The 22,932-nt window shown below is 72.8% G+C and carries 22 protein-coding genes; 12 read left to right on the plus strand and 10 right to left on the minus strand.

What is annotated here, in order from left to right; translation table 11 throughout:
* Nucleotide 1: 1 nt before the first annotated feature.
* Both ACWDD9_RS29865 and ACWDD9_RS29870 read left to right on the plus strand, forming a co-directional pair.
* Nucleotides 2–1,123 (plus strand): alkene reductase, encoded by a 1,122-nt coding sequence (locus ACWDD9_RS29865; RefSeq protein ID WP_449813278.1) that lies wholly within the window; start codon nt 2–4, stop codon nt 1,121–1,123.
* A 98-nt stretch (nt 1,124–1,221) separates the two neighbouring features.
* On the plus strand, nt 1,222–2,031 hold the full coding sequence (locus tag ACWDD9_RS29870; RefSeq protein ID WP_375874903.1) for an aminoglycoside N(3)-acetyltransferase: 810 nt from the start codon (nt 1,222–1,224) through the stop codon (nt 2,029–2,031).
* A gap of 67 nt (nt 2,032–2,098) precedes the next feature.
* On the opposite strand, the gene ACWDD9_RS29875 is transcribed toward ACWDD9_RS29870, so the two are convergent.
* The 5 genes from ACWDD9_RS29875 to ACWDD9_RS29895 all read right to left on the minus strand — a co-directional run bounded on the left by ACWDD9_RS29875 (nt 2,099) and on the right by ACWDD9_RS29895 (nt 7,706).
* Entirely contained in the window at nt 2,099–3,628 is a 1,530-nt protein-coding gene (locus ACWDD9_RS29875) for a M1 family metallopeptidase (protein ID WP_449813279.1), read from the minus strand.
* Between the two features lie 164 nt (nt 3,629–3,792).
* Entirely contained in the window at nt 3,793–5,319 is a 1,527-nt protein-coding gene (locus tag ACWDD9_RS29880; protein WP_449813280.1) for a M1 family metallopeptidase, read from the minus strand.
* 205 nt (nt 5,320–5,524) lie between these two features.
* Nucleotides 5,525–6,397 (minus strand): sulfurtransferase, encoded by an 873-nt coding sequence (locus tag ACWDD9_RS29885; protein ID WP_049658298.1) that lies wholly within the window; start codon nt 6,395–6,397, stop codon nt 5,525–5,527.
* Nucleotides 6,398–6,562: 165 nt separating this feature from the next.
* Nucleotides 6,563–6,889 carry a hypothetical protein gene (locus tag ACWDD9_RS29890; RefSeq protein WP_049658296.1) on the minus strand — a complete coding sequence of 109 codons (327 nt, stop codon included), beginning with the start codon at nt 6,887–6,889 and terminating at the stop codon, nt 6,563–6,565.
* Nucleotides 6,890–7,040: 151 nt separating this feature from the next.
* On the minus strand, nt 7,041–7,706 hold the full coding sequence (locus tag ACWDD9_RS29895) for a polysaccharide deacetylase family protein (protein WP_158077770.1): 666 nt from the start codon (nt 7,704–7,706) through the stop codon (nt 7,041–7,043).
* Between the two features lie 439 nt (nt 7,707–8,145).
* Between ACWDD9_RS29895 and ACWDD9_RS29900 the strand changes: the two genes are divergently transcribed.
* Nucleotides 8,146–9,006 (plus strand): SAM-dependent methyltransferase, encoded by an 861-nt coding sequence (locus ACWDD9_RS29900; protein ID WP_449813281.1) that lies wholly within the window; start codon nt 8,146–8,148, stop codon nt 9,004–9,006.
* Nucleotides 9,007–9,090: 84 nt separating this feature from the next.
* On the opposite strand, the gene ACWDD9_RS29905 is transcribed toward ACWDD9_RS29900, so the two are convergent.
* The gene (locus tag ACWDD9_RS29905) at nt 9,091–9,960 is read right to left on the minus strand and encodes an Fpg/Nei family DNA glycosylase (RefSeq protein ID WP_117486950.1); all 870 of its coding nucleotides are present in this window, start codon (nt 9,958–9,960) and stop codon (nt 9,091–9,093) included.
* Between the two features lie 459 nt (nt 9,961–10,419).
* Here ACWDD9_RS29905 and ACWDD9_RS29910 point away from each other — a divergent pair, with 459 nt between their 5' ends.
* The 3 genes from ACWDD9_RS29910 (at nt 10,420) to ACWDD9_RS29920 (ending at nt 12,590) form a co-directional block, all read left to right on the plus strand.
* The gene (locus ACWDD9_RS29910; protein WP_449813282.1) at nt 10,420–11,079 is read left to right on the plus strand and encodes a hypothetical protein; all 660 of its coding nucleotides are present in this window, start codon (nt 10,420–10,422) and stop codon (nt 11,077–11,079) included.
* 102 nt (nt 11,080–11,181) lie between these two features.
* Nucleotides 11,182–11,973: a DsbA family protein gene (locus tag ACWDD9_RS29915; protein WP_388045228.1), complete on the plus strand. Its 792-nt coding sequence runs from the start codon at nt 11,182–11,184 to the stop codon at nt 11,971–11,973.
* Nucleotides 11,970–12,590, plus strand: coding sequence for a vitamin K epoxide reductase family protein (locus ACWDD9_RS29920; RefSeq protein WP_074005192.1), 621 nt, complete (start codon nt 11,970–11,972; stop codon nt 12,588–12,590). The genes ACWDD9_RS29915 and ACWDD9_RS29920 overlap by 4 nt, the downstream gene beginning before the upstream one ends.
* A gap of 45 nt (nt 12,591–12,635) precedes the next feature.
* On the opposite strand, the gene ACWDD9_RS29925 is transcribed toward ACWDD9_RS29920, so the two are convergent.
* Nucleotides 12,636–13,619 carry an adenosine deaminase gene (locus tag ACWDD9_RS29925; protein ID WP_049659827.1) on the minus strand — a complete coding sequence of 328 codons (984 nt, stop codon included), beginning with the start codon at nt 13,617–13,619 and terminating at the stop codon, nt 12,636–12,638.
* A gap of 140 nt (nt 13,620–13,759) precedes the next feature.
* Here ACWDD9_RS29925 and ACWDD9_RS29930 point away from each other — a divergent pair, with 140 nt between their 5' ends.
* Together ACWDD9_RS29930 and ACWDD9_RS29935 are read left to right on the plus strand one after the other, a co-directional pair.
* The gene (locus tag ACWDD9_RS29930) at nt 13,760–14,041 is read left to right on the plus strand and encodes a DUF6158 family protein (protein ID WP_380781796.1); all 282 of its coding nucleotides are present in this window, start codon (nt 13,760–13,762) and stop codon (nt 14,039–14,041) included.
* 120 nt (nt 14,042–14,161) lie between these two features.
* Nucleotides 14,162–15,550, plus strand: a complete 1,389-nt coding sequence (locus ACWDD9_RS29935) for an NADP-dependent succinic semialdehyde dehydrogenase (protein WP_074005190.1) — start codon at nt 14,162–14,164, stop codon at nt 15,548–15,550.
* A gap of 48 nt (nt 15,551–15,598) precedes the next feature.
* On the opposite strand, the gene ACWDD9_RS29940 is transcribed toward ACWDD9_RS29935, so the two are convergent.
* Nucleotides 15,599–15,904 (minus strand): hypothetical protein, encoded by a 306-nt coding sequence (locus ACWDD9_RS29940; protein WP_049658984.1) that lies wholly within the window; start codon nt 15,902–15,904, stop codon nt 15,599–15,601.
* A 57-nt stretch (nt 15,905–15,961) separates the two neighbouring features.
* Complete coding sequence (ku, locus tag ACWDD9_RS29945; RefSeq protein ID WP_074005189.1) at nt 15,962–16,957, minus strand: non-homologous end joining protein Ku; 996 nt, start codon at nt 16,955–16,957, stop codon at nt 15,962–15,964.
* A gap of 146 nt (nt 16,958–17,103) precedes the next feature.
* On the opposite strand from ku, the gene ACWDD9_RS29950 reads away from it, so the two are divergent.
* From ACWDD9_RS29950 to ACWDD9_RS29960, 3 genes are all read left to right on the plus strand, one after another.
* Entirely contained in the window at nt 17,104–17,358 is a 255-nt protein-coding gene (locus ACWDD9_RS29950; protein ID WP_049658988.1) for a hypothetical protein, read from the plus strand.
* A 264-nt stretch (nt 17,359–17,622) separates the two neighbouring features.
* Complete coding sequence (locus ACWDD9_RS29955) at nt 17,623–19,068, plus strand: amino acid permease (protein WP_449813283.1); 1,446 nt, start codon at nt 17,623–17,625, stop codon at nt 19,066–19,068.
* 223 nt (nt 19,069–19,291) lie between these two features.
* The gene (locus tag ACWDD9_RS29960; protein ID WP_449813284.1) at nt 19,292–20,515 is read left to right on the plus strand and encodes a helix-turn-helix domain-containing protein; all 1,224 of its coding nucleotides are present in this window, start codon (nt 19,292–19,294) and stop codon (nt 20,513–20,515) included.
* A gap of 156 nt (nt 20,516–20,671) precedes the next feature.
* On the opposite strand, the gene ACWDD9_RS29965 is transcribed toward ACWDD9_RS29960, so the two are convergent.
* Nucleotides 20,672–21,460 (minus strand): S1 family peptidase, encoded by a 789-nt coding sequence (locus ACWDD9_RS29965; RefSeq protein WP_449813285.1) that lies wholly within the window; start codon nt 21,458–21,460, stop codon nt 20,672–20,674.
* A 730-nt stretch (nt 21,461–22,190) separates the two neighbouring features.
* Here ACWDD9_RS29965 and ACWDD9_RS29970 point away from each other — a divergent pair.
* On the plus strand, nt 22,191–22,841 hold the full coding sequence (locus ACWDD9_RS29970) for an aggregation-promoting factor C-terminal-like domain-containing protein (RefSeq protein WP_053112595.1): 651 nt from the start codon (nt 22,191–22,193) through the stop codon (nt 22,839–22,841).
* The last annotated feature ends 91 nt before the right edge of the window (nt 22,842–22,932 follow it).

The following is a 22,932-nucleotide window of genomic DNA, read 5'->3' on the forward strand; positions in this document are numbered from 1 at the left end:
CATGACCACGACCGCCACCGCATCCCTGCTCACCCCGTACCGCCTCGGCGCGCTCGACCTGCCGAACCGCGTCGTCATGGCCCCGATGACGCGCTACCGGGCCGCCGAGGACGGCACGCCGCTGCCCGTCGTCGCCGAGTACTACGCCCAGCGCGCGAGCGCCGGCCTGATCGTCACCGAAGGCATCTGGCCCAGCCGGCAGGGCCAGTCCGGCTGGCGCCTGCCCGGCCTGGAGACGCCCGCGCACGCGGCCGGCTGGCGCGCCGTGACCGGGGCCGTGCACGCCGCCGGCGGGCGGATCGCCGCCCAGCTGATGCACGGCGGACGCCAGGGCCACCCGCTCTACCGGCTGCTCGGCGACGTCCCGGCCGGCCCCTCCGCCGTCCCGGCCCCGGGCCCGGTGCACGTCAAGGACGGCGGCAAGGCCGAGGCCGTCACCCCGCGCGCCATGACCCGCGAGGAGATCCGCCGCACCGTCGCCGACCACGTCGACTCCGCCCGCCTGGCCCTCGCCGCCGGCTTCGACGCCGTCGAACTGCACGGCGCCAACTCCTACCTGATCCACCAGTTCCTGGCCGACAACACCAACCTGCGCACCGACGAGTACGGCCCCCGCACCCTCGCCGACCGGCTGCGCTTCCCGATCGAACTGGTCACCGCCGTCGCCGAGGCCATCGGTCCCGACCGCCTCGGCCTGCGGCTGTCCCCCGGCAACCCGCAGTTCGGCATGGACGAGGCCGACCCCGCCCCCGTCTACCGCGCCCTGCTCGCCGAACTCGACGGCCTCGGCCTGGCCTACCTCCACCTCACCGACAACGACGACTACCCGGCCCTGGCCGACCTGCGCCCGCGCTGGTCCGGCCCGCTGATCGGCAACGTCGGCGAGAACCGCGCCGCCACCGACCGCGAGCGCGGCGAGGCCGTGCTGGCCGCCGGCCTGGCCGACCTGGTCTCCTACGGCCGCGCCTTCATCGCCAACCCCGACCTGCCGGAACGGTTCGCCGCGAACGCCCCGCTCACCCCCGTCGACCCCACCCACCTCTACGGCCAGGAGGCCACCGGCTACACCGACTACCCCCGCCTCCCGGCCGGCCACCCCGCCGTCCGGCCGACCACGAGCTGACCCAGGGCACCCCCGTCCTGACCCACTGTCAGTGCCACCCGCTATGGTCGGCCCCGAACCATCCAGTACCAACCGCACCGCCGTCACCAGGGGGCACCATGACCACACCGGGCACCCGCCCGCTCACCACCGCCGACCTCGTGGAGGGCTGGCACCGGGTGGGCGTCCGTGAGGGCATGGCGCTGATCGTGCACTCCTCGCTCTCCAGCCTCGGCCGGGTCGAGGGCGGCGCGGCGGCCGTGGTGGCCGGCCTGCGCGAGGCGGTCGGGCCCGGCGGCACCGTCGCCGTGCCCGCCTTCACCTCCGGCACGGTCCACGACCCGGCCCCCGGGCACAGCGGCCCGCCCGGCCCCGAGCTGGCCGAACTCCGGGCCGCCGTCCCGCTGTTCCACGCCGGGCTGCCCTGCGACACGGGCGCGGTCGCGGAGGCACTGCGCGCCCTGCCGGAGAGCCTGCGCAGCACCCACCCGCAGGTCTCGGTCGCCGCCGTCGGCGCGCACGCCCGGGAGGTCACCGCCCGGCGCTCGCTCGGCTTCGCCGTCGGCCGGGAGTCGCCGTTCGGCGCGCTGCACGACCTCGGCGGGCACGTGCTGCTGGTCGGCGTCGGCCACAACCGCAACACCTTCCTGCACTACGCCGAGACCTTCGCCCCCAACCGCCGGCTCAAGCTCCGCCGCTTCCCGATGGCGATCCAGGGCGAGCGGGTCTGGATCGAGGCACCGGACGTGGGGGACGACAACGACACCCACTTCCCGGTCGTGGGGCGGGAGTTCGAGGAGCTGGCGGGCATCCGCGAGGTCCTCGTCGGCGCCGCGCCCTGCCGCCTGGTCCCGGTCCGCGAGCTCATACCCTTCGCCGTCCGCCGCCTCACCGAACTGCTGGCGGCGGACGGCCCCGGGGAGGCATAGGCCGGGCCGACGGTCCCCGCAGCGCGCGCGGAACCGCCGACCCGAACCCCCTCGTACCGCCCTGCCGTCAGTGCCGGCCCTCGTGCACCGAACCGGCCTCCTGGATCTTCTTCCAGGACTTCGGCTCGACCGGCGCCGCGTCCCGGCCGGCGTCCGCGCCCGGCGCCAGCGAGGCCGCGGCCGCGGCACCCGGCGGCACCGGTCCGACGGCCGGCTTGCTCGGGGTGAACAGCCAGGTGTTCAGCAGGTCCCCGAGCTTCTGGCCGGAGACCTTCTCGGCGTACGCCTGGAACTCCGGGATGGTGGCGTTCCCGTAGCGCCGCTCGGTGGGCCAGCCCTTGAGGATCTGGAAGAACTTCTCGTCCCCGACGGCGTTGCGCAGCGCCTGGATGGCCACCGCGCCGCGGAAGTACACCGCACCGGAGAACTGGTTCTCCTCACCCGGGTCGCCCGGCTTGACGGTCCAGAACGGGTCGTCGGCCGGGTGCGAGGCGTAGATGTAGTCGGCCACTGCCTGCGCGGTGCCCTCGTTCTCGTGCTCGGACCAGAGGAACTGCGAGTACTCGGCGAAGCCCTCGTTCAGCCAGATGTCGCTCCACTTGGAGAGCGAGACGCTGTCGCCGTACCACTGGTGGGCCAGCTCGTGGACGACCACCGAGGTGTTGGTGCCCCGGGCGAACAGCCCGGGGCCGTAGGAGACCCTGGTCTGGGTCTCCAGGGCGCCACTGGAGGAGGTGTTGGCGACGTAGCCGCCGACGGAGCTGAACGGGTACTCGCCGAAGTAGCCGCTCAGCCAGTCCACCAGCTCGCCGGTCCGCTCGATGCTCGCCCGCGCCGCGGCGCCGTTGTCGCCCAGGTCCTTGCTGTACGCGTTGTAGACCGGCAGCCCGCTCGCGGTGGTGTCCTGGGTGATGTCGAACTTGCCGATCGCCAGGGTCGCCAGATAGGTCGCCTGCGGCTTGTTCTCCCGCCAGCTGTACCGGGTCCAGCCCGCCAGCGAACTGGTCCCGGTCAGCACGCCGTTGCTGATCACCTGGTTGCCGTCCGGCACCAGCACCGAGACGTCGAAGGTCGCCTTGTTGCTCGGGTGGTCGTTGCTCGGGTACCACCACGCGGCCGACACGGGCTCGCCGGCCACGACCGCACCGTCCGGGGTGCGGCGCCAGGCGGTGTAGCCGCCGTACCTCTCCACGGTGGACGGCACGTCCTTGTAGCGCACCACCACGGTGGCCTGGTCGCCCTTGGCGAGCGGCCGCGCGGGGGTGATCTGCAGCTCCTGGTCGCCACTGGTGGCGAAGGTCGCGACCCGGCCGTTGACCCGCACCTCGGAGACCTTCAGCGCGAAGTCGAGGTTGAACCGGGAGAGGTCCTGGGTGGCCGTGGCGAGGATGGTCGTGGTGCCCTCCAGCTCGTCCGTGGCGGGCTGGTACTTCAACCGGATGTCGTAGTGCGAGACCCGGTACCCGCCGTTGCCGAGGGTCGGGTAGTACGGGTCCCCGACGCCGTCCGCGCCGGGTTGGAAGCCGGAAGCCGAGGCCGGGACGGCCAGGAACAGGCTCAGGGCACTGGCAGCAGAGACGATCAGCCTCTTGCGCACATGGTCCTCCAGGGATCACCGGAACGATGGGGTTGAACCGATCCTTGTCCCGTCAACCCCTCCCCCACTCCCTTCCGGTGAGATGTTCATAAAAAGAAATGCGCCGACATGACGGCTTCGCGCCCGCGCCCCGAAGCCGTCACGCCGACCATTCCGACATGTCGTCAGCTGTGGGACTGGTGCACCGAGTTGGTCTCCTGGATCTGCTTCCAGGACTTCGGCTCCGCCGGCAGCCGACCCTCCGCCCGGCCCGCACCCGGCGCCAGCGAGGCGGCGGCCGCGGCACCCGGCGCCACCGGCCCGACCGCCGGCTTGCCGGGGGTGAACAGCCAGGTGTTCAGCACGTCCCCGAGCTTCTTCCCGGAGACCTTCTCCGCATAGGCCTGGAACTCCGGGATGGTGGCGTTGCCGTAGCGGCGCTCGGTGGGCCAGCCCTTCAGGATCTTGAAGAACTTCTCGTCCCCGACGGCGTTGCGCAGCGCCTGGACGGCGACCGCACCCCGGTCGTACACCGCGCCGGAGAACTGGTCGTCCGGGCCCGGGTCGCCCGGCTTGACCTTCCAGAACGGGTCGTCGGCCGGGTGCGAGGCGTAGACGTAGTCGGCGAGCTCCTGCGCGGTGCCCTCGTTCTCCTGCTCGGACCAGAGGAACTGCGAGTACCGGGCGAAGCCCTCGTTCAGCCAGATGTCGCTCCACTTGGAGAGCGAGACGCTGTCCCCGTACCACTGGTGGGCCAGCTCGTGGACGACCACCGAGGTGTTGGTGCCCCGGGCGAACTGCCGGGGGCTGTAGAAGATCCGGGTCTGGGTCTCCAGGGCGTAGCCGGTCGGCACATTGGGGACGTAGCCGCCGACCGAGCTGAACGGGTACTCGCCGAAGTAGCCGCTCAGCCAGTCCACCAGCTCACCGGTGCGCTCGACGCTCGCCCGCGCCGCGTCCGCGTTCTCGCCGAGGTCCTTGCTGTACGCGTTGTAGACCGGCAGCCCGCTCGGCGTGGTGTCCCGGGTGATGTCGAACTTGCCGACCGCGAGCGTGGCCAGGTAGGTCGCCTGCGGCTTGTTCTCCCGCCAGCTGTACCGGGTCCAGCCGGCCTGCGAGGTGGTGCCCGTCAGCACGCCGTTGCTGATCACCTGGTTGCCGTCCGGGACGAGCACCGAGACGTCGTAGGTGGCCTTGTTGCTCGGGTGGTCGTTGCTCGGGAACCACCACCAGGCGGCCTCGGGCTCGTTCGCCGCCACGGCGCCGTCCGGGGTCCGGTGCCAGCTGGTGAAGCCGTACTTCTTCACCGTGGAGGGCACGCCCTTGTAGCGCACCACCACGGTGGCCTGGGCGCCCTTGGCGAGCGGCCGCGCGGGGGTGATCTCCAGCTCCTGCTCACCGCTGGTGGCGAACTTCGCGACCCGGCCGTTGACCCGCACCTCCGAGACGTCCAGCGCGAAGTCGAGGTTGAACCGGGAGAGGTCCTGGGTGGCCGTCGCGAGGATGGTCGTGGTGCCCTCCAGCTCGTCCGTGGCGGGCTGGTACTTCAACCGGATGTCGTAGTGCGAGACCCGGTACCCGCCGTTGCCGTAGGTCGGGTAGTACGGGTCGCCGACCCCGGCCGCGCCCGGCTGGAAGCCGGAAGCCGAGGCGGGAACGGCCAGGAACAGGCTCAGGGCACTGGCAGCAGAGACGATCAGCCTCTTGCGCACGTGGTCCTCCAGGGATCACCGGAACGATTGGGTCGGATCGATCCTTGTCCCGGCAGCCCCTCGTCCACTCCCCTCCGGTGAGATGTTCATGAAAAGAAACCCGCCGACACGACGGCTTCGCAGCCCGGCCGCGAAGCCGTCACGCCACCTCACCCACCCCTGAGGCCCCTGAAGCCCCTCGCACCCCTCCTGCCCTTCCTGCCCCTCACGCCCCGAGCACCACCGGCGCCCGCACCAACGAGCCGTACTCCGTCCACGAGCCGTCGTAGTTCTTCACGTGCGGGTACCCGAGCAGCTCGGTGAGCGCGAACCAGGTGTGCGCGGACCGCTCGCCGATCCGGCAGTACGCGATCACCTCGCGCTCCGGCTCCACGCCCTTCCCCCCGTACAGCGCCCGCAGCTCCTCCGCCGAACGGAACGACCCGTCGTCGTTGGCCGCCTGGGACCACGGGATGTTGACCGCGCCGGGGATGTGCCCGGGCACCTGCGCCTGCTCCTGCGGCAGGTGCGGGGGCGCGATCAGCTCGCCCCGGAACTCGGCCGGCGAGCGGACGTCCACCAGCACCGCGTCCGCCCCGGGCTTGGCGAACACCTCGGCCCTGGCCAGCACCTCGTCCCGCAGCGCCCGCAGCTCCGGCCGCTCGGGCCCGCTCAACCGGAACCCGCTGTGCTGGTAGTCCATCACCGCACGGGTGAGCTCCCGCTCCTCCAGCTCCCACTTCTTGCGCCCGCCGTCCAGCAGCCGCACCGGCCCGAAGCCGCGCAGCCGCAACAGCCAGTAGGCGTAGGCGGCGAACCAGTTGTTGTTGCCCCCGTAGAGCACCACGGTGGTGTCGTCCTCGACCCCGGCCGCCCGCAGCAGGTGCTGGACGCCGTCGCGGTCGATGTAGTCCCGGCCGACCTGGCTGTGCAGGTCGGTGGTCCAGTTCCAGCCGACCGCGCCGGGGATGTGGTCCCGGTCGTAGGCCTCGGTGTCCTCGTCCACCTCGACGACCCGGATCGTCCCGTCGTCCAGGTGGTGGGCCAGCCATTCGGTGCGGACCAACGCCTCGGGGTGCGCGTAGCCGTTGCCGGTCATCCCAGGCCCTCCTTCGCTCTGCCCAGGCTGCGACGCCCGACCACGGGCACGGCGGGCCGCGCGACGACGACAGGCGTACGGGCACGGCGAGGGGCCGGCGACCGGGCCGGACAGTTCGAACCTACGCCGCCCGCCCGGCCCCGGCCACCCCGCGCTCCCCGGGGCTCAGGAGAAGACCACGGAGCGCAGCTTCAGTCGGTCACCGAGCTTCTTGCCCGGGTTCATGACGTAGAAGACGTCGCCCGAGCAGCCGAAGTCCAGGAAGACCGTGGCCGTGGACTGGGTGCGGTTCTCCGGTGCGAAGCCCGGGTCCTCCTCGGTGGTCCACGGCAGGTCGATGCACTCGCGGCTCTGCGGGTCGGCCAGGCCCACGGGGACCCCGGGGCCGACCTTGTAGAGGAAGTCGCCCGTCGCGGCATTCGCGGAGAACGGGACGGCGAGGACGAGGGCGACGGCGCTGGCGGCGGCGAGCATGGCGTTGCGGAGACGCATGAGTGAGGGCCTTTCAGGTGGTACTCGGCAGTACCCGGTTAATTGGTGCGAGATCACCCTAGAGGCCCAAAAAACGCAGAAACGGTTCTTCTAATCCACCCATTCGAGTGGTTTAAGGGTTAAAACCGCGACCTGCCCCGTCATGCGAAACTCAGTTCGGCGGAGCCGTGAAGAGATACCCCGAGTCGACGAGCACCGGCAGGTACGCCTTCAACGCCGCCACCGTCTGCGACCGGTCCCCGCCCCCGTCGTGGTTGAGCACGATCGACCCGGGCCGGACGTTCTTGAGGACCCGGTCGATGATCGCCGAGGTCCCCGGACGGGCCCAGTCCCGCGGGTCCACCGACCACGCCATGTTCCGCATCCCCAGATCGGCGGCCACCTTGAGCGAGACCGCCGAGAAGTCCCCGCCCGGCGCACGGAACCAGGTGGGCTGCCGGCCGGTGGTCCGCTGCAGCAGGTCGGAGGTGCGCTCCAACTCGTCCCGCACCTTGCCCTCCGACATGTGCCGCAGGTCGGGGTGGGTCCAGGTGTGGTTGGCGATGTGGTGGCCGCGGTCCGCGATCTCCCGCACCAGGGCGGGGTGCTCGACCGCGTTCTCCCCGATCAGGAAGAACGTGGCCCTGATCCCGTACTGCTCGAACATCGACAGCACGGTCGGCGTGTACCGGGGGTCCGGCCCGTCGTCGATGGTGAGCGCCACCACCTTCCGCTCCGGGTCCAGGTCGTACACCGGCTTGCTCTCCGCCTCGGAGAGCGCCCGGCGCACGGGCACCGCGCTCGGCGCGGCGCCGGACGGCGGCGCCGGCGAGGGCACCGCGCTCGGCGTGCCCCCCGGGGCCGCCACCGACGGCGCGGCCGACGCCCCCTCGGTCCCCGCCGGGGCGGCCGGAGCGGCGGCATCGGCCGCCCCCGCTGCCGCACCGCCCTCCCCACCACCCCAGGGGCTCCGACATCCGGCGGCCGTCCCCAGCAGGGACATTCCGGCCGTAACCAGCAGCAATCTGCGCGAAGTAATCTGACGATCTGACAGCATTCTGGATGCTTCCCCCGGCCGTCACCACGGTTCCCCGACGGCAACTCCGACGGCCCCCATCACCACTCCGACGGCCCAGGGCGTGTCTGACGATTCCCGCCGTCCACTCCGCTTCCGAAGATCTTCCACGGATCTTCCCCGACCGGACGCTCCACCTCCCGTCCGGACCGCTACGCTGTGCCTTCCCCAGTGTGATGATCTGCCATCAGAGGACGTGGCCATGACGACAAGTCAGGACTCCCCCCGCCAGGGCCCGCAGGACGACGACGCCACCGAGCTCAGCCAGTGGGAACGCTTCGGTGTCGACACCACCGCCCCGCACTCTGCGCGCGTGTACGACTACTGGCTGGGCGGGAAGACCAACTTCCCGCCGGACCGCGCCATGGGGCAGGCCATCGAGCAGGCCGTACCGAGCGTCAAGGCGATGGCCAAGGCCAACCGGGCGTTCCAGGGCCGGGCCGTGCGCCACCTCGCCCAGGAGCACGGCATCCGCCAGTTCCTCGACCTCGGCACCGGCATCCCGACCTCGCCGAACACCCACGAGATCGCCGAGGCGGTCAGCCCCGGCACCCGGGTGGTCTACGTCGACAACGACCCGATCGTGCTCGCCCACGCCCGCGCCCTGATGGTCTCCAGCCCGGCCAGCCGCACCACCTACATCCACGCCGACCTGCGCAAGCCCGAGGAGCTGTTCGCCGACCCGGCGCTCACCGCCACCCTCGACCTCACCCAGCCCGTCGGCCTGCTGATGATCGCCGTACTGATGCTGATCGCCGACGAGGACGACCCCTGGGGCCGGGTCGCCGCACTGCGCGACGCCCTGCCCGCCGGCAGCTGCATCGCCCTGACCACCCCCACCCCGGACTTCGACCCCGAGGCCGTCGGCAAGGTCGCCGAGGCCGCCCGGGCCGGCGGGATGACCCTGGTGCCGCGCGGCTACGACGACGTCGTCCGCTTCTTCGACGGCTGGGACCTGGTCGAGCCGGGCGTCGCCCCGGTCCTGGCCTGGCGCCCCGACAGCGAGCCCCCGGCCGACCCGAAGGCCGCCTACTACTGGGGCGGCGTCGCCATCAAGCGCTGACCAAACGCCGACGACCGGGTGGGACGGCCAGAACCCGTCCCACCCCTCACTTCCCCTCCCCCTCCCCCTCACTTCTCCTCCCCCTCACTTCAACAGCCGCGACAACCGCCGGTCCGCCAACGGCTTGCCCCCGGTCTGGCAGGTAGGGCAGTACTGGAACGAGGAGTCCGCGAAGGACACCTCCCGAATGGTGTCCCCACACACCGGGCAGGGCTCACCGGTCCGTCCGTGCACCCGCAGCCCGAGCTTCTTCTCCGCCTTCAGCTCCCCCGCCGCCAGCCCCCGCGAGCGCTCCACCGCCTCCCGCAAGGTGCCCCCGAGCGCCTCATACAGCCGGGCCACCTCGTCCTCGGTCAGACTCGCGGCCAGCTTGTACGGCGACATCCGGGCCGCATGCAGCACCTCGTCCGAGTAGGCATTGCCCACCCCCGCCAACACCCCCTGGTCCCGCAGCACCCCCTTGAGCCGACGCCGCTCGCCCCGCAACAACGCCGCGAAGTCCGCCAGCGTGAAGCCCGGATCCAGCGGATCCGGCCCGAGCCTGGCCACCCCGGGCACCTCGGCCGGCTCCCGCACCACATACACCGCCAGCCCCTTCTTCGACCCGGCCTCGGTGAGATCGAACCCGTCCCCGGCCTCCCCCGCCAACCGCACCCGCAACGCCAGCGGATTGCGCGGAGAAGGCCGCGGCGGCTCAGCGGGCAGACCGTCCTTCCACCGCAACCAGCCCGCCCGGGCCAGGTGGACCACCAGGTGCAGCCCCTCCGCCTCGACGTCCAGGAACTTGCCCCGCCTGGTCACCGCCCCGACCGTCCGCCCCTCCAACGCCGTCACCGGCGGGTCGTACGTCTTCAACGCACTGATCGCCACCGGCTGCACCCGAGCGATCACCCGCCCGGTCAACCGCTCGGACAGGAAAGCACTCAACGCCTCGACCTCAGGCAGCTCCGGCATGCCCCCAGTCTCCCCCGACCCCCCACCCCCCGCCTGCGCTCCCACCCAGCGGGCGCGCAGGGCGAAAGCCCGCGCGCCCGCAACAAAACCTCCCCCAACACCCACCCACCCACAGCACCCCCCACCCACCCCCTCCTCCCCACCCGACCAGGCGAGAGGGACGCGCTGCGGGAGGGGGTGGCGCAGGGGGTGGCCGCGGAGAGGGGCGTGACGGGTGATTTTCAGACTGCCAACGGTGGTAGCCCCCCACCCCCAGGGTCGGCAGTCTGAAAATCATCCAGCCCCCGGAGCGGCCACCCCCGGAGCCGCCCCCGGCCCCCCACCCTCCCGAGAGCCCACACCCCCACCCCAACCCCCGTAAGCACCGCATAAGCCCAGCTCAGCACCGGTGGTGACCCTCTTCACAGCCCCCCTCCCAGCAGGCTGTTCCACATTCAACCTGTGGCACACTCGGATGCCATGAACACCAGCCCGGTCACCAGAACGCTCCGCGCAGCGGTCTTCGCCGCGCTGGTCGTGCTGCTCGCCGGGCTCGGCCAGGTCCTGGTCACCGGCCGCACCCTCCCCGTCGGCCCGATGCTGCTCGCCTCGGCCGCCGTCTTCGCCGCGGCCTTCGCCCTGGCCGGCCGCGAACGCGGCTTCCCGGCGGTCGCGGCGGTGTTCCTGCCGCTGGAGCTGGCCGCCGGCGCCCTCTTCGACCTCGCCCAGAGCACCTGTCCCTCGCTGCCGCCAGGCAGCGGACACGGCCTCCAGCCGCTGCTCTGCGGCGGCGGCTCGCTCGGCGGCTTCCTGCTCGGCCACGGCGTCTCCGCCCAGACCGGCCTGCTGCTGCTCCTCCTGCTGCACACGGTGATCGCGCTGGCCGGCGCCTTCTGGCTGAGCCGCGCGGACGCCGCACTCTGCTGCCTGACCGGGGCCGTCCGGATGCTGGGCGAGTTCCTGCACCGCCACCTGCCGGCCGCCGCCCGCTGGCTGCGGCTGCTGGTCGCGCCGCTGCCGGCCCGTCCGCCGTCCCGGGTGCCGTTCCCCCGGGCCAGCCGCGTGCTGGTCCCCGCCGAGGACGTCGTCGTCCGTCCGGCCGTCCGGCGCGGTCCGCCGGTGTTCGCCCTGGCCGTCTGAGCCACGGGCTTCCCCGCCCGCTCAGTCGGCTGTTCTCTCCTCCCGCGCTGGCCCCGACCGGCCGCGCCGCCCCGTACGCCCGAGAGCACAGGACGACACCCCATGAGCAACACCCGCAAGACCGACAAGAAGGCCTCCGCCACCGACCGCATGCGCGTCGCCCGCGCCCAGGCCGAGCGCTCCGACCGGATCCGCCGCCGGGTGGTGGTCGGCGGCGCTTCCGCCGCCGTGCTCGCCCTGGTGGCGGGCGTGGCCTTCGCCGTCGGCGGTTCCTCCGGCTCCGGTTCGAACGCCGCGAACGGCCCGCTGGTCGTGCCGGCCAACGCGAGCGGCACCAACGGCACCGTGATCACCTACGGCAAGGCCGACGCCCCGCACACCCTGGACGTCTACGAGGACTTCCGCTGCCCGTTCTGCGAGCAGCTGGAGACCACCACCGGCAAGGCGATCCAGCAGCTCGCCGACGACGGCACGTACAAGGTCGAGTACCACCTGGCGACGTTCCTGGACAACAACCTGGGCGGCAAGGGTTCGCGCACCGCGCTGGCCGCGGCCGGCGCCGCGCTGAACGAGGGCGTGGACAAGTTCAAGGCGTTCCACGACGTGCTGTACGCCAACCAGCCGGACGAGCGCAGCGACGCCTTCGGCGACGTCAACCACATCCTGGACCTGGCCGGCCAGGTGCCCGGGCTGAAGACCGACGCCTTCGTCAAGGCCGTCCAGGACGGCACGTACGCGCCGTGGGCGGCCAAGGTGAACGAGGAGTTCAACAAGAGCGACGTCACCGGCACCCCGACCGTCAAGCTGGACGGCAAGAAGCTGGACGTCCTGAACAACGGCAAGGCCGTCTCCCCCGAGCAGTTCACCGCGATGGTCAAGCAGGTGACCGGGTGACGGCCGGCGCCCCCGCCGGGCGGCCCGGGTACGGCGCGAGCCGCCCGTTCGCCTGGCTGCTGCTGATCGGCGGCGCCGTCGGCCTGTTCGCCTCGACGGTCCTCACCCTGGACAAGATCCGGCTGCTGGAGGACCCGTCCTACGTCCCCAGCTGCAACATCAACCCGATCATCAGCTGCGGTTCGATCATGCGCAGCGACCAGGCGGAGGCCTTCGGCTTCCCCAACTCGCTGATCGGGCTGGTCGCCTTCGGGGTGGTGATCGCGGTCGGTGCCGGGCTGCTGTCCGGGGCGGCGTTCCGGCGCTGGTTCTGGCTCGGCCTGCAGGCCGGGACGGTGTTCGGCATCGGCTTCGTGACCTGGCTGATGTACCAGGCGCTGTACCGGATCGGCGCGCTCTGCCCGTACTGCATGGTGGTGTGGGCCGCGGTGATCCCGCTGTTCTGGTACACCACGCTGCACAACCTGCGCTCGGGCGTGATCCCGGTGGGCCCGCGGCTGCGGGTGGCCGTCCGGGAGGCGGCCCGCTACCACTGGGTCGTCCCGGCGCTGTGGTACGCGGTGATCGCGCTGCTGGTCCTCAACCGGTTCTGGTACTACTGGAGCACCCTGCTCTGACCCCGTCCGCCGCCCCCGCCCGCGCGGGGGCGGCGGTCCGGCAGGTCAGAAGGCGTACGCGGCGACCTCGGCGAGGAGCTCGGCGCGGCGCTCCTCGCTGATGAAGGAGGCTCGGAAGGAGTTGGCGGCCAGCCGGCGCAGGGTCTCCTGGTCGAGGGCGAGGGCCTCGCGCACGGCACGGAAGTTGTCCTCCACGTAGCCGCCGAAGTACGCCGGGTCGTCGGAGTTGACGGTGACCAGCAGGCCGGCGTCCAGCATCTCGCGCAGCGGGTGGTCGGCGAGGGTGTCGATGCAGCGCAGCCGGACGTTGGAGAGCGGGCAGAGGGTCAGCGGGACCTGCTCGCGCACCAGGCGGGCGACCAGCTCGCCGTCCTCCAGGCAGCGCAGCCCGTGGTCGATCCGCTCCACGCCGAGCACGTCCAGCGCCTCGGTGATGTACGCGGCCGGGCCCTCCTCGCCCGCGTGGGCGACCCGGCGCAGCCCGGCCTCGGCGGCCCGGCGGTACACCTCGCGGAACTTGACCGGCGGGTGGCCGACCTCGGCGGAGTCCAGGCCGATGCCGGCGATCCGGCCGAAGTACGGGCGGGCGGCCTCGAAGGTCTCCAGCGCGGACTCGGCGGACTCGTCCCGCAGGAAGCACATGATCAGCTGCGTGCTGATGCCGTACCGCTCCTCGGCGCGCTCCAGCGCCCGGGTCAGCCCGTCGACCACCACGCCCAGCGGCACCCCGCGCGCGGTGTGCGCCTGCGGGTCGAAGAAGATCTCCGCGTGGCGGACGCCCTGCTCGGCGGCCCGGGCCAGGTAGGCGTCGGCGAGGTCGGCGAAGTCGTCCTCGGTGCGCAGCACGGCCATCAGCGCGTAGTAGAGGTCCAGGAAGGACTGGAGGTCGCTGAAGGAGTACGCCTCGCGCAGCGCCTCGGTGTCGGCGTACGGCAGCTCGACACCGTTGCGGGCGGCGAGCTCGAAGGCGAGTTCGGGCTCCAGGGTGCCTTCGATGTGCAGGTGGAGTTCGGCCTTGGGAAGCGGCATGTGGGTGTCCGAGCGCTAGCGGGGTGGTCCTGAACGTGTACGGAAGGATTCATCCTATGATCCGCGCCGACGGACCGGGTGCAGCGGCGGCGGACGGCGGGCACCCTGGAGGAGGGGACTTCCGCCGAGGAGGCACCGAGATGCGGCACGCCGAAGACCCGCACATCCGGCCCGCGGGCATCTCCGCGCACGCCCTGGGCAACGACACGCTCCTGCACGAGCTGGAGCAGCTGCACCGCACGCGGCACGAGACGTTCCTGTACGGCTCGGAGGAGGCACTGAAGCGGCACACGCTGCGCACCGGGGAGCTGGAGGCCGAGTACCTGCACCGCTTCCCGACCCGGCAGGTCACCGCCGCGCGGACCAGGGCCGGGGCCCGCGCCCGGGAGGCGGCGGCCCGGGTGGAGTCGCTGCCGGAGTGACGGGGCGGGCCGCGCGCCCGCCGGGACACGCCGGGCGCCCGGTGGCGTGCCCGGAGGCGGGCGGTCGGGGAGGGTGTGAGGGCAGACGCACCGGACCGTGACCCCACCTGGGAGCCCCGCATGCCCATCGCCAGCGTCAACCCCGCGACCGGCGAGACCGTCCAGACCTTCGAGCCGCTCGACGCGGCCGGCATCGAACGGCGGCTGGCCCGCGCCGAGGCCGCCTTCCACAGCTACCGCGGCACCCCGTTCGCCGCCCGCGCCGAACTGATGCGCCGCGCCGCCGACCTGCTGGACCGGGAGCTGGAGGCGGTCGCCCGCACCATGACCGAGGAGATGGGCAAGCCGCTCGCCGCCTCCCGCGCCGAGGTCGCCAAGTGCGGGAAGGCGATGCGCTGGTACGCGGACCACGCCGAGGAGCTGCTCGCCGACGAGCACCCGGCCCCGGCCGACGTCGCCGACTCCGGTGCCTCCCGGGCCTACGTCCGCTACCGTCCGCTCGGTCCGGTTCTTGCCGTCATGCCATGGAACTTTCCACTCTGGCAGGTCCTCCGGTTCGCCGCGCCGGCCCTGATGGCGGGCAACGTCGGCCTGCTCAAGCACGCGTCCAACGTGCCGCGCACCGCGCTGGCGATCGAGGAGCTGTTCCAGCGGGCCGGGTTCCCGGAGGGCTGCTTCCAGACCCTGTTGATCGGCTCGGGCGCGGTGGAGGGCGTGATCCGGGACCGCCGGGTCGTCGCCGTCACTCTCACCGGCAGCGAGCCGGCCGGGCGGGCGGTCGCGGCCACCGCGGCGGACGAGGTGAAGAAGGCCGTCCTGGAGCTGGGCGGCAGCGACCCGTTCGTCGTGCTGCCGAGCGCCGACCTGGACGCGGCGGTGCGCACCGCCGTCCGGGCCCGGGTTCAGAACAACGGCCAGTCCTGCATCGCCGCCAAGCGCTTCATCGTGCACACCGACGTGTACGACCGCTTCACCGCCGCCTTCACCGCGGCGATGGGCGCGCTGAAGGTCGGCGACCCGATGGACGAGTCCACCGACGTCGGCCCGCTGGCCAGCCGCCAGGGCCGGGACGACCTGGAGGAACTGGTCGAGGACGCCCGGGTGCACGGCGCCCGGGTGGAGTGCGGCGGCGGGCGCCCGGAGGGCTGGGACACCGGCTGGTTCTACGAGCCGACGGTGCTGACGGGCATCACCCCGGCGATGCGGATCCACCTGGAGGAGACCTTCGGCCCGGTCGCCACCGTCTACCGGGTGGCCGACCTGGACGAGGCGGTGGCGGTCGCCAACGACACCCCGTTCGGGTTGAGCGCCAACGTCTGGACCACCGACGAGGCCGAGCGGGAGCGCTTCGTCCGGGACATCCAGGCCGGCGGGGTGTTCTTCAACGGGATGACGGCCTCGCACCCGGCGCTGCCGTTCGGCGGCGTCAAGCGCTCCGGGTTCGGGCGGGAGCTGTCCGGGCACGGGATCCGGGAGTTCTGCAACGTCACCACGGTGTGGATCGGCTGAGCCCTCCCGGGCCCGCGCCCCTCCGGCCCCGCACCCGTCCCGGCCGGGTCAGGACGCCATCCGGTGCCGACCCGGCCCCGGGGTCATCCAGCGGGCGACCACGCCGCCCATCGCGATGAGCGTCAGGCCCCAGAAGACCGCCATCGGCACCAGCACGGGCAGCAGGCTCACCTGGACCGCGACCATGCAGAGGCCGATCGAGAGCGCGATCATGAACGTCACCACGGTGGGGCTGAGGCTGAGCAGCCAGTGCCAGACGCGGTGCCCGAAGCCCCGGGCCCTGCGGGTTGCGGGGTCGGCCTCGGCCCGGGCGTCGAGTTCGGCGTCGAGTTCCTTGTAGGTCAGCAGGTCCATCGGGATCGCCTCCAGTGCTGGACGGCTGGACGGGAGGGGTGCCTGGCCCCGGTGGGGTCAGGAGGCCTTGCGGGGAGCCGAGGGCTTCCGGGTGGTGGTCTTCTTCGCCGCCGGGCTCCTCGCGGAGGTCTTCCCGGCGGACTTCTCGGAGGCGGCCGTCTCGGAGGGGGCCTTCCCGGAGGCTGCTGCCTTCGAGGCGCTCCGCTTCACCGGGGCGCGCTTGCGCGGCGCGGGCTCCGCCTCCTCCGGGGCGGCCTCCCCGGCCCCGCCGCCCCGCCCGCCCCTGGCCTGCTTGAGGCTGCTGCGCAGCGCCTCCATCAGGTCGATCACGTTGTCCGGCGCCTCGCCCGGCTCCTCCTCGTGCGGGACCTCGACGCCCTCCAGCCGCGCGGTGATCACCTGCTGCAGCGCCTGCTGGTAGTCGTCGTGCAGCTGGGACAGGTCGAAGTCCTCGGAGAGGGTGTCCATCAGCGACCGCGCCATCTTGAGCTCCTGCGGCCGGACGGCGACGTCGCCCTCGGGCGCGATGCCGGCGGCCGGGCGGACCTCGTCGGGCCAGATGCAGGTCTGCAGCACCAGGGTGTTGTCGTGCACCCGCAGCACCGCGGGCGACTCCCGGGTGCGCAGCGCGATCTTGGTGACGGCGATCTGCCCGGAGTCGGTGAGCGCGTCGCGCAGCAGCGCGTACGGCTTGGCGGCGGCCTTGTCGGCGACGCCCACGTAGTAGGCCTTGGAGAACATCAGCGGGTCGATCTCGCCCTCGTCCACGAAGGCCAGCACGTCGATGATCTTCTTGCTGGGCAGCGGCAGGTCGGCGAGGTCCTCGTCGGAGAGCGTGACGGTCCGCCCGTCGGGGGACTCGTACCCCTTGGCGATCTCCGCGTACGGGACCTCCTTCTCCTCCCGCTCGCAGTACCGCTTCATCCGCACCCGGCCGCCGTCCTTGGCGTGCACCTGGTGCAGCGGGACGTCGTGCTCCTGGGTCGCGGAGTACAGGTGGACGGGGATGCTGACCAGCCCGAAGCTGATCGTCCCCTTCCAGGTGGTCTGCATGGGGTCGCTCCTGACCGGCGCCGGGAACCGGCCGGCACCGAGAACGCTCGGGATGCTCCTACGGCATGTCCCGAGAGTCCCACTGTGCTCTGGTTTGCCCCGATCGTCCACAGCGCGCCGACAATGGGCCGAGGAGGTCGACGCGGATGGGCATCCGGAGCCGGGGGCACCAGCGGGGCCGGCGGGACCAGCGGGAACGCGACCAGGCGCCGCCGCCGGAGCGGTACGGCTACCTGGTGACGTACGCGGTGCGGGGCGAGCCCGGCGCACGGCGCGCGGAAGTCACGGTGCTGCCCGGATACTCGCAGGAGGACGACATCCCCCGGATCCTCGCCGCCCGGCTCACCGGGCGGCCGGCGGACGAGGCGTCGATCACCGTCCTCGACGTGCGGCCGATCTGACCGGCCACCCGCGGGCGATTTGAGCCCCAACAGAGCTTGGCGACCTTTCCGAATGCTGACGATGCGTCAGATTTGAGGTTTCCATGCCACCTTTCCACCCACCCCGACCAGGCCTTTTCCGTCCGTTGAGCGAACAGTTACCAAAGGATTGTTCCGATACTCGGGCGTAGAAGTTAGGTTGCGACGCAATGCGCGGGTCAGTCCCCCACCCTCGGCGCGACGAGCCGAGGGACACGCCGCGCGGGAAAGGCACAGGGCACCCAGATGAGTGCGGACACCACCAAGCCCCCGGCCACGGCCACCAAGCTCCCCCACCAGACCGGGCCGATCGGCCACGGCGGCGACGGCCACCTGAAGGCCGGACTCAAGAACCGCCACCTGTCGATGATCGCCATCGGCGGCGTGATCGGCGCCGGCCTGTTCGTCGGCTCCGGCGCGGGCATCGCGACCACCGGCCCGGGCATCCTGCTCTCCTACGCCATGGCCGGCGTGCTGGTCGTCCTGGTGATGCGGATGCTCGGCGAGATGGCCGCGGCCGACCCGCAGAGCGGCTCGTTCTCGGCGTACGCGGACCGGGCGCTCGGCCGCTGGGCCGGGTTCAGCATCGGCTGGCTGTACTGGTTCTTCTGGGTGGTGGTGCTCGCGGTCGAGGCGACGGCCGGCGCGAAGATCCTCAACAACTGGGTGCCGGGCGTCCCCCAGTGGGGCTGGGCCCTGATAGTCATGGCGGTGCTGACCGCCACCAACCTCTTCTCGGTGGCCTCCTACGGCGAGTTCGAGTTCTGGTTCGCCGGGATCAAGGTGGTCGCGATCGCCGCGTTCCTGGTGATCGGCACCCTCGCCGCCTTCGGCCTGCTGCCGAGCACCCACGCGGTCGGCGCCAGCAACCTCACCGGCCACGGCGGGTTCCTGCCGCACGGGGTGGGGGCGGTGTTCACCGGCATGCTCACGGTGGTCTTCGCCTTCATGGGCAGCGAGATCGTGACCCTGGCCGCCGGCGAGTCGGAGAACCCGGAGAAGGCCGTCTCCAAGGCCACCAACAGCGTGATCTGGCGGATCGGGATCTTCTACCTGGGCTCTATCCTGCTGGTGGTCACCCTGCTGCCCTGGGACTCCGCCGACGTCAAGGCGAGCCCGTACGTGGCGGTGCTGGACCACATCGGCATCCCGGGCGCCGGCCAGGTGATGGACGTGATCGTGCTGACGGCGGTGCTGTCCTGCCTCAACTCCGGGATGTACACGGCCTCCCGGATGGCGTTCTCGCTGGGCCAGCGCGGGGACGCGCCCAAGGCCTTCGCCACGGTGACCTCGCGCGGCGTGCCGCGGGTGGCGATCCTCTCCTCGGTGGTCTTCGGCTTCGTCGCGGTGTTCTTCAACTACACCTCGCCGGACACCGTGTTCGCCTTCCTGCTCAACTCCTCCGGCGCCGTCGCGCTCTTCGTCTGGCTGGTGATCTGCGCGACCCAGCTGCGGATGCGCAGGATCATCGAGCGCGAGATGCCCGAGCGGCACACCGTCCGGATGTGGCTGTACCCGTACCTGACCTGGACGGCCATGGGCATGATCGGGTTCGTCATGGCGTACATGTTCACCGACGCCGACGGACGCAAGCAGATGTACCTGTCGCTGGTCGCCGCAGCCATCGTGCTGGCGGCCTCGGCCGTGGTGGGCCGACGGCGGCGGGCCGCGGTGGCGGCGGCGGGCTCCTGACCCGTCCGCCCCGCGCGGGAACGCCGGGCCCGGGAGCCGATGCGGAGGCTCCCGGGCCCGGCGCCGTTCTGCCCGGCGCCGTTCTGCTCGGCGCAGCGCACCGCCCGGCACCGCGGCGCACCGCGATGCAACGCCCGTCCAGTTTGACCAAGGCACGTCAACGGGGATACCAGGGCCGGGCGCTCCCCCACGAGCGCTCCCCCCGCCCCCTCCGGGAGACCCCGTGCCGTCCCTACCCGCCCCCACGCCACCCCCGCCGCCACCACCCCAGCCGCCACCGCCGCCGCCCCGTACGGGGCCCGGGTCCGCGCGCCTGCGCTTCGGCCGCCGACTGCGCCACTGGCGCGAGGCCCGCGGCCTCAGCCAGGCCGAGTTCGGCCGGCTGCTCGGCTACCACGACTCGCTGATCAGCCGGGTGGAGAACGCCCACCGCTGGCCACCACCCGGATTGCCCGCGCGGGCCGACGAACTCCTGCACGCCGACGGCGAGTTGGCGGACCTCTGGCAGGCCGTGCAGCAGGAGCGCGAACACCTCGGCGAACGCGCCGCCGCCACCCGGCCACCGCTCGACACCACCGCCACCGGCCCGCCGGACGCCGCCACCGTCGAGGTGCTCGCCCAGCTGCTCGCCGTCTACCGCGCCGCCGCGGGCCGGATCGGCGGCGAGGAACTGGCGACCGTCCTGGAGCACCACGCCCACACCCTGCTCGGCCGGCCGCACCCCGACCCGCACCAGTACCCCGACCCCCGCGACCACCCCGCCGCCGACCGCTCGCTCGCCGCCCAGTACGCCGAACTCGCCGGCTGGGCGCACTTCGAGGGCGACCGCCACGCCCGCGCGCTCAGCTGGTACGCCACCGGGCTGGAGTGGGCACGCGCGACCGGCGACCGGATCACCGCGGCCGCGCTGCTCGCCCGGCAGAGCACCCTGTACTGGTGGCACGGCGACCCGGCCACCGCGCTCGCCCTGGCCGAGGCCGCCCGGACCACCGCGCCTCCCCTGCCGGGGCTGCGGGCCTGGACCGCCGTCGCCCAGGCCCACGCCCACGCGCTGGCCGGCCGGGCCCCGCTGGTGCGCCGGACCCTGGCGGAGGCCCGGCGGCTGACCGACACCGCGCTGCGCACCGGCGAACCGACGCCCTGGGCGGACCGCGCCGACCTGGTCCTGGCCGTCGCGCACGGCACCTGCCACCGGGACCTCGCCGTCCGCACCGGCCGCGCCGGCCACGCCCGCACCGCGGCGGCCTGGCTGGAGGCCGCCCTGCGGCTCCTCGACCCGGCCGCCCGCCCGCGCGACCACGCCCTGGTCACCGCCCGCCTCGCCGGCGCCCACGCCCTCGCCGGCCGCGCCGACGCCGCCGTCGCCCTGCTCACCCGGCTGCCCCCGCACGCCGCCGGCCGCATCGCCCGGGAGCGACGGCGGGCCGAGGAGTGGCTGCGCGGGTGAGGCTCCCCGGGCACGGCCGTCCCCGGTCCGTCACGGAACGGCAGGACCGGCCACCACCTGCGGGTGTGGTGACCGGCCCTGCCGTACCGCTTCGACCGGCCCTGCCGGGTCGGATCAGTGACCTTCCGGGTCAGCCCGGGGACCCGCCGGGTCGGATCAGAGGCCGGCCGCCGCCGCGGCGATGTCGGCCGCGTAGGTGCTCACCTGGCTGTAGACGCCCGGGTAGCCCGCGCGGGCGCAGCCGTTGCCCCAGCTGACGATGCCGACCTGGACCCAGCGGCCCGCCGCGTCCTGCCGGACCATCGGGCCGCCGGAGTCACCCTGGCAGGTGTCGACGCCGCCCTGGGAGACGTAGCCCGCGCAGAGCGAGCCGGCCGCGTTCAGCCCCGGGTAGGCGCGGGCGCAGGTCGCGTCGTCGACGAACGGTACGGTCGCCTTGAGCAGGTACCGCTGCTGGCCGCCGCCCTCGCGCGCGGCGCCCCACCCCATGATGGTGAAGGTGCCGCTGTCGTAGGCGGTGGAGGTGGCGATCGGCAGGGTGCTGACCTGGCCGCCGGTCACCGGCGAGGCCAGCTTGATCAGCGCCCAGTCGTCGCCGTTCTCGGCGCCGGTGAAGGCGGGCGACTGGTACACGTACGAGGAGCGGACCTTGACCGCGCTGCCGCTGTTCAGGTCGACCGCCCCCGCGGTGGCGGTGATGCTGCTGTCGGCGCCGGTGCCGTCGACGCAGTGGGCGGCGGTGAGCACGATCTGCGAGGTGTAGAGCGCGCCGCCGCAGCCCATCGAGAGCCGCACCACGAACGGGAACTCGCCCTGCGCCGCCCGCGTGCCGCCGACCACGCTCGGCGACGGCTCGGGTGAGGCGGCGGCGGGCAGCACGAGCGCTCCGGCGCCGAGCACCAGGCCGGCCAGCAGGCAGACGAACCTGCCGAATTGACGCTTCATCAGATCCTCCTTGCAGGTGGGGGAAGACCGAGAGTGGCCCGACGGGCGGCGCGATAGGAGGGGTCCGCCCTTGCCGGTCGGATCTGGCAGGAACATGGCAATGAGGGGTTCCGGCTGCGGAGGGCCCGGGACGATCACGCACCGAACCTCACGGCCCGCTCCGGGGAATCCCGTGCGCGACCCCCCGGAGCCGTCACCGGTCGCTCACTCCGCGTCGACGCCGCGCCCGTCGGCGTGTGAGCCCGCCCACAGCGGGATCGCCATCCACGATCCCCGATAGTGGACGCGCTCCCCGTAGCACCGCCCCCGGCGCCGTCGAGCCGCCCCGACCGGGCCGCCCGCGACCGTGATCCGCCTGAAGAACACAGGCCACCGCACCTGCCGGCGGTGCGATCCTTCACCACCCCCGGGCTGCCACCTCCGGATGGATGATTCGGACAAATCTGCCCAAATAAGCCGCCGGGCCCCGCTCCGGCCACCCCTCAGCCACGACCCTGCGTAGTAGCGAACGCCTTTGCCACCCGTCCCCGGCCCTGCCAAGAATGGCCCGTCGCCAGACAGCGCAGCCGACCACCCCCCGCCGCCGCGCAGCCCGCCCGCCCCGCCGCTTCCGCCGGGGCGCCACGGCCGTCCAGGGCGGCCGCACGGGCCCCGCTCACCCGGAGCCCACGCGATGCCCCGCCCCCGGTGCCACCGGCACGGCCCCCGACGGAGAAGGATCGTCCGCCCCATGCAGCTCAGCCATGCCCGCCGCAACTCCCTGATCACCGGCGTCGCCACCCTCGTGGTCGCGAGCGCCGCCACCGCGGCCCTCGCCATCCCGCAGGCCGGGAACGGCACCGAGGCCGCCCCCGTGGCCGCCGTGTCGGTGGACGGCACGCTGGTCGCCGAGCAGGGCCAGGCCGACACCGCTGCCGCCGGCGCCGCCGAGCAGGCCGCCCAGGAGGCCCAGGCCAAGGCCGAGGCGGACGCCGCCGCCCAGGCCCAGGCCGAGGCGCAGGCCCAGGCGGACGCCAAGGCCAAGGCCGACGCCGAGGCCGCCGCCTCCCGCTCCCAGGAGCGCCAGGACCTGAACAGCGCCCCGGCCGCCTACTCCGGCACCCCGCAGCAGATCGCCGCGCAGATCGTGCCGGCCGGCCAGCTCCAGTGCTTCAGCAACATCGTGTTCCGCGAGAGCAGCTGGAACCCCCTCGCGGTGAACGCCTCCTCCGGCGCCTACGGCCTGGTCCAGGCCCTGCCCGGCTCCAAGATGGCCTCCGCGGGCGCCGACTGGCGCACCAACCCGGCCACCCAGATCAAGTGGGGCCTGAACTACATGAACACCCGCTACGGCAGCCCCTGCGCCGCCTGGTCGTTCTGGCAGTCCCACCACTGGTACTAGGCCCAATGCCAGTGACTTAGGTTGTGGCTGCTCTGGTGATCGCGATGACTGCGGGGACTGGTGGTGGCCAGTTGCGGTGTTGGACGCGTTT

It is taken from the genome of Kitasatospora sp. NPDC001119 (assembly GCF_053598475.1).

Bases quoted from the DNA above. Each gene is read 5' to 3' on its own strand.
- ACWDD9_RS29935 (WP_074005190.1), top strand. From the start codon at position 14,162: ATGCCCATCGCCAGCGTCAACCCCGCGACCGGCGAGACCGTCCAGACC.
- ACWDD9_RS29950 (WP_049658988.1), top strand. From the start codon at position 17,104: ATGGGCATCCGGAGCCGGGGGCACCAGCGGGGCCGGCGGGACCAGCGG.
- ACWDD9_RS29910 (WP_449813282.1), top strand. From the start codon at position 10,420: ATGAACACCAGCCCGGTCACCAGAACGCTCCGCGCAGCGGTCTTCGCC.
- ACWDD9_RS29970 (WP_053112595.1), top strand. From the start codon at position 22,191: ATGCAGCTCAGCCATGCCCGCCGCAACTCCCTGATCACCGGCGTCGCC.
- ACWDD9_RS29955 (WP_449813283.1), top strand. From the start codon at position 17,623: ATGAGTGCGGACACCACCAAGCCCCCGGCCACGGCCACCAAGCTCCCC.
- ACWDD9_RS29930 (WP_380781796.1), top strand. From the start codon at position 13,760: ATGCGGCACGCCGAAGACCCGCACATCCGGCCCGCGGGCATCTCCGCG.
- ACWDD9_RS29890 (WP_049658296.1), bottom strand. From the start codon at position 6,889: ATGCGTCTCCGCAACGCCATGCTCGCCGCCGCCAGCGCCGTCGCCCTC.
- ACWDD9_RS29925 (WP_049659827.1), bottom strand. From the start codon at position 13,619: ATGCCGCTTCCCAAGGCCGAACTCCACCTGCACATCGAAGGCACCCTG.
- ACWDD9_RS29870 (WP_375874903.1), top strand. From the start codon at position 1,222: ATGACCACACCGGGCACCCGCCCGCTCACCACCGCCGACCTCGTGGAG.
- ACWDD9_RS29965 (WP_449813285.1), bottom strand. From the start codon at position 21,460: ATGAAGCGTCAATTCGGCAGGTTCGTCTGCCTGCTGGCCGGCCTGGTG.
- ACWDD9_RS29885 (WP_049658298.1), bottom strand. From the start codon at position 6,397: ATGACCGGCAACGGCTACGCGCACCCCGAGGCGTTGGTCCGCACCGAA.
- ACWDD9_RS29915 (WP_388045228.1), top strand. From the start codon at position 11,182: ATGAGCAACACCCGCAAGACCGACAAGAAGGCCTCCGCCACCGACCGC.
- ACWDD9_RS29900 (WP_449813281.1), top strand. From the start codon at position 8,146: ATGACGACAAGTCAGGACTCCCCCCGCCAGGGCCCGCAGGACGACGAC.
- ACWDD9_RS29865 (WP_449813278.1), top strand. From the start codon at position 2: ATGACCACGACCGCCACCGCATCCCTGCTCACCCCGTACCGCCTCGGC.
- ACWDD9_RS29940 (WP_049658984.1), bottom strand. From the start codon at position 15,904: ATGGACCTGCTGACCTACAAGGAACTCGACGCCGAACTCGACGCCCGG.
- ku (WP_074005189.1), bottom strand. From the start codon at position 16,957: ATGCAGACCACCTGGAAGGGGACGATCAGCTTCGGGCTGGTCAGCATC.
- ACWDD9_RS29905 (WP_117486950.1), bottom strand. From the start codon at position 9,960: ATGCCGGAGCTGCCTGAGGTCGAGGCGTTGAGTGCTTTCCTGTCCGAG.